General features: G+C 60.1%; 10 protein-coding genes. All 10 read left to right on the plus strand.

All coding sequences use genetic code 11. From position 1 onward, the window contains the following. Window position 1 precedes the first annotated feature (1 nt). Window positions 2-976 (plus strand): polyprenyl synthetase family protein, encoded by a 975-nt coding sequence (locus PA598K_RS05060; RefSeq protein ID WP_128655878.1) that lies wholly within the window; start codon window positions 2-4, stop codon window positions 974-976. Between the two features lie 35 nt (window positions 977-1,011). After that, window positions 1,012-1,455: a nucleoside-diphosphate kinase gene (ndk, locus tag PA598K_RS05065; RefSeq protein WP_128655879.1), complete on the plus strand. Its 444-nt coding sequence runs from the start codon at window positions 1,012-1,014 to the stop codon at window positions 1,453-1,455. 42 nt (window positions 1,456-1,497) lie between these two features. Continuing rightward, window positions 1,498-2,280, plus strand: coding sequence for a CheR family methyltransferase (locus PA598K_RS05070; protein ID WP_128655880.1), 783 nt, complete (start codon window positions 1,498-1,500; stop codon window positions 2,278-2,280). Between the two features lie 59 nt (window positions 2,281-2,339). Beyond that, window positions 2,340-2,507, plus strand: coding sequence for a hypothetical protein (locus tag PA598K_RS35945; RefSeq protein ID WP_185601577.1), 168 nt, complete (start codon window positions 2,340-2,342; stop codon window positions 2,505-2,507). Between the two features lie 283 nt (window positions 2,508-2,790). Then, window positions 2,791-3,960, plus strand: a complete 1,170-nt coding sequence (gene aroC / locus PA598K_RS05075) for a chorismate synthase (RefSeq protein WP_128655881.1) — start codon at window positions 2,791-2,793, stop codon at window positions 3,958-3,960. A 2-nt stretch (window positions 3,961-3,962) separates the two neighbouring features. Continuing rightward, window positions 3,963-5,060 carry a 3-dehydroquinate synthase gene (gene aroB, locus PA598K_RS05080; RefSeq protein WP_185601579.1) on the plus strand — a complete coding sequence of 366 codons (1,098 nt, stop codon included), beginning with the start codon at window positions 3,963-3,965 and terminating at the stop codon, window positions 5,058-5,060. Window position 5,061: 1 nt separating this feature from the next. Next, complete coding sequence (gene aroH / locus PA598K_RS05085; protein WP_128655883.1) at window positions 5,062-5,433, plus strand: chorismate mutase; 372 nt, start codon at window positions 5,062-5,064, stop codon at window positions 5,431-5,433. Between the two features lie 327 nt (window positions 5,434-5,760). Further along, window positions 5,761-7,311, plus strand: coding sequence for an anthranilate synthase component I (gene trpE, locus PA598K_RS05090; protein ID WP_128655884.1), 1,551 nt, complete (start codon window positions 5,761-5,763; stop codon window positions 7,309-7,311). 12 nt (window positions 7,312-7,323) lie between these two features. Beyond that, window positions 7,324-8,370: an anthranilate phosphoribosyltransferase gene (gene trpD / locus PA598K_RS05095; protein ID WP_128655885.1), complete on the plus strand. Its 1,047-nt coding sequence runs from the start codon at window positions 7,324-7,326 to the stop codon at window positions 8,368-8,370. Continuing rightward, window positions 8,360-8,989: indole-3-glycerol phosphate synthase TrpC (gene trpC / locus PA598K_RS05100; protein WP_260405270.1), on the plus strand; the 630-nt coding region annotated here is incomplete at its 3' end. The genes trpD and trpC, both read left to right, overlap by 11 nt.

Consider the following 8,989-nt stretch of genomic DNA (forward strand, 5'->3'; position numbering starts at 1 on the left):
AATGAAACTACTGGAACTGTATGCAAAACTGAAAACGGACCTGCAAGTCATCGAACGCGAGCTGGAGCTTGTCGTCAGTTCCAATCATCGGTTGCTGAGCGACGCCTCGCTGCATCTGTTGAAGGCTGGCGGCAAACGACTCCGTCCGGCGTTCGTGCTGTTGTCGGGCAAATTCGGCGACTACCGGCTGGATCGGCTGAAGCGGGTCGCTGTGCCGCTCGAGCTGATCCATATGGCCTCGCTCGTCCATGATGATGTCATCGACAATGCCGAGACGCGGCGCGGCAAGCTCACGGTCAAGTCAAAATGGGACAATCGGATAGCGATGTATACGGGGGACTATATTTACGGCAAAGCGCTCGTCATGGTGACTGAGCTAAACCAGCCGGAGATCCATCGCGTGCTTTCCGCAGCCGTCCTGCAGATGACGATCGGCGAGATGGAGCAGATTCGCGATTTTTTCAATGTATCGCAGTCGGTGCGTCATTATCTGAAGCGGATCCGCCGTAAGACAGCGCTGCTGATCGCCGTCAGCTGTCAGCTCGGGGCGATCGCGGCAGACAGCGACCGCGAGCACGCGCTGCGACTGTATCGGTTTGGCTATAATGTCGGCATGGCCTTTCAGATCCGCGACGACGTGCTCGATATTTGCGGGACGGAGAAGCAGATCGGCAAACCGCCGGGTTCGGACATTACTCAGGGCAACATTACGCTGCCGGTGCTGCTCGCGCTGCAGGACCCCGATATTGCCGACGAGCTTCGCGAGGAGATCGCGACGATTCGAGAGCTGGGGCCAGCCGCCGACATTACACGGACGATCCGTTTGATTCGCGGCAGCCGCGGCATTACCCGGTCAGAGCAGTTGGCCGACCGGTATATCGACAAGGCGATCGCTGCGCTTGACGGACTGCCGGGCATCAGCGCCAAGCAGCATCTGACGGATATTGCCCGGTTTGTCGCCAAGCGTAACTTTTAATAGCAATCAGATTTATTTATGAGGAGGCGCATGCAATGGAACAAACCTTTCTGATGATTAAACCGGACGGGGTCCAGCGGGGACTGATCGGCGAGATCGTCGGCAGATTCGAGAAAAAAGGGCTTCAGCTGTCGGCAGCCAAGTTTATGCAGCTGGACCGACGGTTGGCCGAGGCGCATTACGCGGAGCATGTGGGCAGACCGTATTACGATCCGCTCATCGACTTTATTACCTCCGGCCCCGTATTCGCGATGGTCTGGCGGGGCGACGGCGTCATCGCGCTGACGCGGGCGTTGATCGGCAAGACCGATGCGCTGCAGGCCGCGCCGGGGACGATCCGCTCCGACTATGCTGTACATACCAATTTTAATCTGATCCACGGCTCCGATTCGGTCGAGAGTGCGGCTCGCGAAATTGCCCTTTATTTCTCACCGGAAGAGCTGGTCGATTACGAACATACGATTCAGCGCTGGATCTAACGAAGAGCGCATCATCCAAAGCCACACAAGGGGGAGCATACGGTGGAGGATCAGGACTTCGCTTTGTTCATCAAGCGGATCAAGGACAAAACAGCGATCGATCTGTCGCAATACAAGGAAGCGCAGATGAAGCGCAGATTGACGACACTCCGCGCCAAGCACGGCTTTACCAGCTTCCAGACGTATATGGATGCGTTACAAAAGGATTCACAGCTGATGAACGAGTTTTTGGACCGGATGACGATCAACGTCTCTGAGTTTTGGCGCAACCCCAATCGGTGGCAGGCGCTGGAGCAGCGTTTTTTGCCAGAGCTGCTGAAGGATTCGCCCCGGATGCGCATCTGGAGCGCGGCCTGCTCCACAGGCGAGGAGCCTTATACACTGGCGATGATCCTGGATCATCTGGGCGTGCAGGACCGATCCTCGATCCTGGCGACTGATCTGGATCACAAGGTGCTCGAAAAGGCCGATCATGGCAACTACTTGGACCGCTCGGTGCGCGATGTGCCGCCGGCTTATCTCAAAACGTACTTCACCGTCAACGATGGGGTGTATACCGTGCGGGATTCGCTCAAGAAAGCCGTTAAATTCAAACAGCACAATTTGTTGCATGACCGTTTCGAGGGTCCGTTCGACCTGATTGTGTGCCGCAATGTGATGATTTATTTCACAGAGGAAGCCAAGCAACTGCTCTATCGCAAGTTTTCGGCTGCTTTGCGACCGGGCGGGCTGTTGTTCGTAGGCAGTACGGAGCAGATTTTCTCGCCGTCGCAGTATGATCTGGAGACTGTGGAGACGTTTTTTTATCGCAAGCGCCGTTCATGAATAAAGGATGCCCTTATTCTCCAATACTAGAGCCATCGACCAATCTTGGAGGGAATCACATGGACAAGCGCAAAGTTGTCGCCGCCTATCGGTGCGGCATGATGACGATCCAGGAATGCGCCCAGATCCTCGGCGTAGACAACCCGCATCTACTTGGGATCCTCGACGATCCGCGGCTGGCCGCCGAGCCGACATTGCGAGTCGTTCGCCACTCGATTACGGGATAGCGCGATGGCTTGCTGGAACCTGCTCGGTATTGACTAATGATCCTCTTCCGGTTTGCTGCTGCAAGCCGGGAGAGGATTTTTATTTGTTTTCGGCAGGGTGGTATTGGCGCATTTTGCGGGGAACGGCTGAACGTCTGTGGATCGTCGCTATTTCTTGTCAAACCTGCAGCGCTATACTATAATTAGCAAAGATGTTGAGAGGGCGGGGAAACGCCCTTTTCGCTGCGCGTTTTTTTCCAAATCATAAATTGATATGCCGAGTAACTTCGAGGAGGAACCGAGAGTGAGCTTGCGTTATTTGACAGCGGGGGAGACCCATGGCCCTCAGTTGACCGCGATTATCGAGGGGTTGCCGAGCAACCTGACCATTGATTTCGAAGAATTGAACAATCAGCTGCAGCGTCGGCAGAAGGGCCATGGCCGCGGACGTCGCATGCAGATCGAGAAGGATACGGCGGAGATCGTTGGGGGCGTGCGTCACGGTCGGACGACTGGCGCGCCGGTCGCGCTCGTCGTCGCCAACAACGATTGGAAGCACTGGACTAAGGTCATGAACATCGAGCCGATCGAAGGCGGCGACGAGGAGAAGCGCCGCGTCCACCGGCCGCGCCCGGGTCATGCCGACCTGAACGGCGGACTCAAGTACAATCTGAAGGACCTGCGCAACGTCCTCGAGCGCTCGAGCGCTCGCGAGACGGCCGCGCGCGTCGCCGTAGGCGCGATGGCCCGGCAGCTGCTGGCCGCATTTGGCATCAAGGTGGCGGGGCAGGTCATCCGGATCGGCGAGATCGAAGCGCCGCCCAACCAGCTGTCGGTCGATGAGCTGATCGACCAGACGGAGGAGTCGCCGGTGCGCGTCGTCGACAAGGCGACCGAAGAGAAGATGATGGCGCATATTGACCAGGTGAAGGCCGAGGGCGACTCGATCGGCGGCATCGTCGAATGCATCATCGAGGGTGTGCCGGTCGGTCTGGGCAGCCATGTCCAATGGGACCGCAAGCTCGACGGACGGATCGCCCAGGCGGTCGTTTCGATCAATGCGTTTAAGGGCTGCGAGATCGGCATCGGCTTCGAGGCGGCAGCGATGCGAGGCTCCAAGGTGCATGACGAGATCCTCTACACCGAGGAGCGCGGCTATCATCGCGCCTCTAACCGCGCAGGCGGCTTCGAGGGCGGCATGACGACCGGCGAGCAGATCGTCGTGCGCGGCGTCATGAAGCCGATCCCGACGCTCTACAAGCCGCTCCGCAGCGTCGACATCGACACCAAGGAAGCATTCACCGCTCAGGTGGAACGCTCGGACAGCTGCGCCGTACCGGCCGCCAGCGTCGTCATGGAGCATGTCGTCGCCTGGGAGGTCGCACGGGCCTTCCTGGAGAAGTTCGGCGGCGACTCGATCGAGGAGATCCGCGCCAACGTAGACGCGTACCTCGCTCAAGTGAGGAGCTACTAATGATGAGGGAGCTTACAGTTGATCTAGGCGACCGCAGCTACCCGATCTATATCGGCGAAGGCTTGCTGGGGCAGGCGGGCGAGCTGTTCGCCAAGCACGGCATCGTCAAGTCATCGCCGTTGCTCATCGTCTCTGACACGCAGGTTGCGCCGCATTATCTGGAACCGCTCACGGCACAGCTGACGCAAGCGGGCTACGAGGTCGTATCGTTCGTCGTCCCGTCCGGCGAATCGTCCAAGTCGCTGGATATGTTCGAGCAGATCATGACGAAGGCGCTGCAGTCCGGACTCGATCGCAAGTCGACAGTCGTCGCGCTCGGCGGCGGCGTCGTCGGCGATCTGGCAGGGTATGTGGCGGCAGCTTATATGCGGGGCGTCCGCTTCGTCCAGGTGCCGACGACGATCCTCGCACATGACAGCAGTGTCGGCGGCAAGGTCGCCGTCAACCATCGCCTCGCCAAAAACGTCATCGGCGCTTTCCACCAGCCGGAGCTGGTGCTGTACGATCTGAGCACGCTGCAGTCACTGCCGCCGCGCGATGTGCGCTCGGGCTTGTCTGAGGTCGTCAAGCATGGTCTGATCTGGGACGTCGAGTTCGTCGACTGGATCGATGCGAATGCGGACAAGCTGCTGGCGCTCGATGCGGAGGCGCTCGGATACGCGCTCTACAAGGGCTGCAGCGTCAAGGCATCGGTCGTCTCCGAGGATGAACGCGAGAGCAGCCTGCGGGCGATCCTGAATCTCGGCCATACGATTGGACATGCGCTGGAGGCGGTCGGCCAGTACGGCGAGCTGCTGCATGGCGAAGCGATCGCGATCGGCATGGTCGGCTCGGCCAGGCTCGGCGTCGAGCTGGGCGCGCCGGAGGAGGTATATACCGTTACCAAACGCGTCCTGCAGCGGTGCGGCCTGCCGGTGCGGCTGCCGGAGCATTATGATGTGGATGCCATCATGGAAGCGATGATGTTCGACAAGAAATTCGCCGGAGGACGGATGGTGTTCATCGTGCCTACAGCGATCGGCAAGGTTGAGATCAACCGCAGCGTGGACGCCAGTCTCGTGCGGGCGATTGTGGAGCAGTTAAAGAAGGAGGCCGAGTAGGATGAATGTGCGGGGAATTCGCGGAGCGATTACCGTAGAGCTGAACGACGAACAACAGATTCTCGATGCCACGGCGCAAATGCTGGACGAGATCATCAAGGAGAATCAACTGACGCCGGATCAGGTGGGAAGCATTTTCGTCACCGTTACACAAGATCTGGATGCCGCTTTTCCTGCCGTAGCGATCCGTCGACTGCCTGGTTGGGATCTGGTGCCGTTGATGTGTTCCCTGGAGGTGCCAGTCAAAGGCAGCCTGCAGCGTTGCATTCGTCTGATGGTGCTGGTCAACACGGAGAAGGGGCAGGACGAAATCCGTCATATTTACCTTGGTGGCGCGCGCGCGCTGCGTCCGGATCTGGCAGCGAAGAATTGACGAACTCGGCTTGGTGTTGTATAGTGAACAGTAGTTTAGCAAAGCAAGAGACGAGTGAATAGTTAGGGTACCATGAGATGAGCAGAGCCTAGTGAGAGACGAGCTGAGTTGAGAAGAGTATGCGATGAGATGCAGACGCGGGAGAGCCAGGGAGAGGCGTAGTTTGTTGCGCCCTGGGGGTTTGTTCCTGTATGCCGGCATTCCTTTTGCATTCGATGTTCAGGTCTAATCAATCACAGCTCCTGCCGTCCGCAGGAGCTTTTTTATGTGCTTGTCGGGTGAAGCCGCTCGCGTATCAGGACACTTAGATGAAGGAAGGGATAACCCATGACCACCGAATTGCAGCATGTCATCGCTTTGGCCAGACAATATAATCTGATCCCGATCGCCCGGCATGCGCTGGCCGACACGGAGACGCCGATCCGGCTGTTCCAGCACTTCAGCCAGGAGCGCCATGCATTCCTGCTCGAGAGTGTGGAGGGCGGCGTGAAGTGGGCGCGCTACTCATACATCGGCACCGACCCGTTCATGCTGATCTCTGGCAAAAACGGCGAGATGACGATCGAGGACAGACACGGCAAGCAGTCCAGCAAGGAGCGGCCGCTGGAGCTGCTGAAGGCCCGACTGCGCGGCTACCGCAGCCCGCAGATGGCGGGCTTGCCTTCCTTCACCGGCGGCGCCATCGGATTTTTCGGGTACGACCTGTTGCAATATTACGAGAAGCTGCCGGCGCATCGGATCGACGACTTGCAGATGAACGATCTGCAATTTATGTTCTGCGACCAGATCGTCGTCTTCGACCACTTCAAGCAGCAGATCCAGGTCATTGGCAATGTCCATATCCCCGAGGGGGCGACGGATGCCGAGATTACCGAAGCGTATGAAGCGACGCTCTCCCGCATCGATGCGGCAATCTCGCGGCTGCAGCAGCCGCTGGCCGTGCCGATGCTGGCGGGCGGGGAGCTGCTCTCCGATCCCGATCTCGGCGAGGTCCAGTCCAATGTGACGAAGGAGCAGTTCATCGGCAACGTCGAGCAGGCCAAGGAATATATTCGCGCCGGCGACATCTTCCAGGTCGTGCTGTCGCAACGGTTCAGCATCGAGACCGCCGTCGACCCGCTGCATGTGTATCGCGTGCTGCGGACGATGAACCCGTCGCCGTACATGTATTATCTGAAGATGGACGAAGAGATCATCGTCGGCACCTCGCCCGAGGCGCTGGTCAAGGTCGACGGCGGCCGCGTCGAGACGCGCCCGATCGCCGGCACCCGGCCGCGCGGCAAGACCGACGAGGAGGATCAGGCGCTCGAGCGGGAGCTGCTCGCCGACGAGAAGGAGCGTGCCGAGCATCTGATGCTGGTCGATCTGGGGCGCAACGATATCGGCCGCGTCGCCGAGTTCGGCTCGGTCCACTGCGACGCCTACATGGAGATCGAGCGCTACTCGCATGTCATGCATATCGTCTCCAATGTGTCGGGCAAGCTGCGCGAGGACAAGGATTTCTTCGACGCCTTCGTCTCCTGTATGCCGGCGGGCACCGTGTCGGGCGCGCCGAAGCTGCGGGCGATGGAAATCATCGCAGAGCTGGAGAACGAAGCGCGCGGCGCGTACGCCGGGGCGATCGGCTATCTCGGCTTCGGCGGCAGTCTCAATACATGCATCACGATCCGGACGATCATCTTCAAGCATGGCAAGGCTTATGTCCAGGCGGGAGCCGGCATCGTCTGGGACTCCGTACCTGAGAAGGAATACGAGGAAACGGTCAACAAGGCAAAGGCGATGCTGAAGGCGATCCGGGCGGCGGAAGCAATGTTCCCGGCTCACGCGCGCAACGCAGCCGCGATTGCGGTCAATTCCGATTACTATATTCAAGCTTAAGGGGGAATGGCGATGACGACGCAAACGATGACGATGCAGCTGGCGCTGTCGCGACTGATCGAAGGCAAGGATCTGACGCGCACCGAGGCGGCGGCGACGATGGACATCATCATGAGCGGCGAGGCGACGCCGGCCCAGATCGCCGGGGTCGTCACCGCGCTGCGAATGAAGGGCGAGACGATCGACGAGATCACTGGCTTCGCCGAGGTGATGCGCAGCCGCTCCAACCGGGTACAGACGGAGCAGACCGGCTTGCTCGACACCTGCGGGACAGGAGGCTCGGGCATCCATAAGTTCAATATCTCGACTGCCTCGGCGATCATCGCTTCGGCTGCGGGCGTGCGTGTCGCCAAGCACGGCAACCGCGCGATGTCCGGCAAGGCTGGCAGCGCCGACGTGCTGGAGGCGCTGGGCGTTAACATCGCGCTGACCGCCGAGCAGGCGGGGGCTTGTCTGGAGCAGATTGGCATCTGCTTTATGTTCGCCCAACTGTTCCACCCGTCGATGCGGCATGCGGCTGTGCCGCGCCGGGAGCTGGGGGTGCGGACGATCTTCAATATGCTCGGCCCGCTCACCAATCCGGCAGGGGCCGACCGCCAGTTGCTCGGCATCTACGATCGCTCGCGGACCGAGACGGTAGCCGGCGTGCTCGGTCGACTCGGCCTGCAGCGTGCGATGGTCGTCAGCAGCCATGACGGGCTGGACGAGATCAGTATCTCGGCGCCGACTCAGATCTCCGAGCTGAAGGATGGACAGCTGCGCACCTACGATATTACGCCGGAGGAGTTGGGCTTGCGCAGTTATCCACTGGGCGAGGTGCTCGGCGGCGACGCGCAGACCAATGCGGCCTTGATCCGCCAGGTGCTGAGCGGTCAGGAGCAGGGCGCCTATCGGGCGATCGTAGCGGCCAACGCCGGCGCCTGCATCTATGTAGGCGGCGTCGCAGGCACCTTGCAGGAGGGCATTCATCTCGCGATGCGGATGCTGGACAACGGCAGCGCAGCCGCTAAGCTGGAGCAATTGATACAGATGACAGGAGAGTGCGCGCATGTTTCTTGATACGATCGTAGCCGCCAAGCGGCGTGAAGTGGATACGCTCAGCGAGCAGTTCGTGCTGAGCGAGGTTGAACGGCGGGTCGCGGCGATGGAGCCGTGCCGAGGCTTCGAACGGGCGCTGACAACGGGGCGGCAGCGCTCGCTCGGACTGATCGCCGAGGTGAAGAAGGCTTCGCCGTCCAAGGGCTTGATCCGGGCAGACTTCGAGCCGGTTGCGCTGGCTCGGACCTATGAGGCGGCAGGGGCGGACTGTATCTCGGTGCTGACCGATGTCGAGTTTTTCCAGGGCTCGCCGGATTATCTCACCGCAGTCAGTGAGGCGGTGCGGGTACCGCTGCTGCGCAAGGACTTCATCATCGATGAGCGCCAGATCTACGAGGCGCGGACGATGGGCGCCGATGCGATCCTGCTGATCGCGGCGATCCTGACCGCGCAGCAGTTGGAGAGCTACGACAAGCTGGCTCGCAGTCTCGGCATGGATGTGCTGGTCGAGGTGCATGACGAGCAGGAGCTGGCGATGGTGCTCGAGGTCGGACGCTCGACGCTGATCGGCGTCAACAACCGCGATCTGCGCAGCTTCGTCACCGATCTCAAGACGACCGAGCGTCTCATCGGCATGATG

It is taken from the genome of Paenibacillus sp. 598K, from assembly GCF_003851045.1.
Lineage (GTDB): Bacteria > Bacillota > Bacilli > Paenibacillales > Paenibacillaceae > Paenibacillus_D.

Excerpts from the sequence above, each read along its gene's own strand:
- trpE (WP_128655884.1), top strand. The coding sequence starts at position 5,761 with ATGACCACCGAATTGCAGCATGTCATCGCTTTGGCCAGACAATATAAT.
- aroB (WP_185601579.1), top strand. The coding sequence starts at position 3,963 with ATGAGGGAGCTTACAGTTGATCTAGGCGACCGCAGCTACCCGATCTAT.
- aroH (WP_128655883.1), top strand. The coding sequence starts at position 5,062 with ATGAATGTGCGGGGAATTCGCGGAGCGATTACCGTAGAGCTGAACGAC.
- PA598K_RS05060 (WP_128655878.1), top strand. The coding sequence starts at position 2 with ATGAAACTACTGGAACTGTATGCAAAACTGAAAACGGACCTGCAAGTC.
- trpD (WP_128655885.1), top strand. The coding sequence starts at position 7,324 with ATGACGACGCAAACGATGACGATGCAGCTGGCGCTGTCGCGACTGATC.
- ndk (WP_128655879.1), top strand. The coding sequence starts at position 1,012 with ATGGAACAAACCTTTCTGATGATTAAACCGGACGGGGTCCAGCGGGGA.
- PA598K_RS35945 (WP_185601577.1), top strand. The coding sequence starts at position 2,340 with ATGGACAAGCGCAAAGTTGTCGCCGCCTATCGGTGCGGCATGATGACG.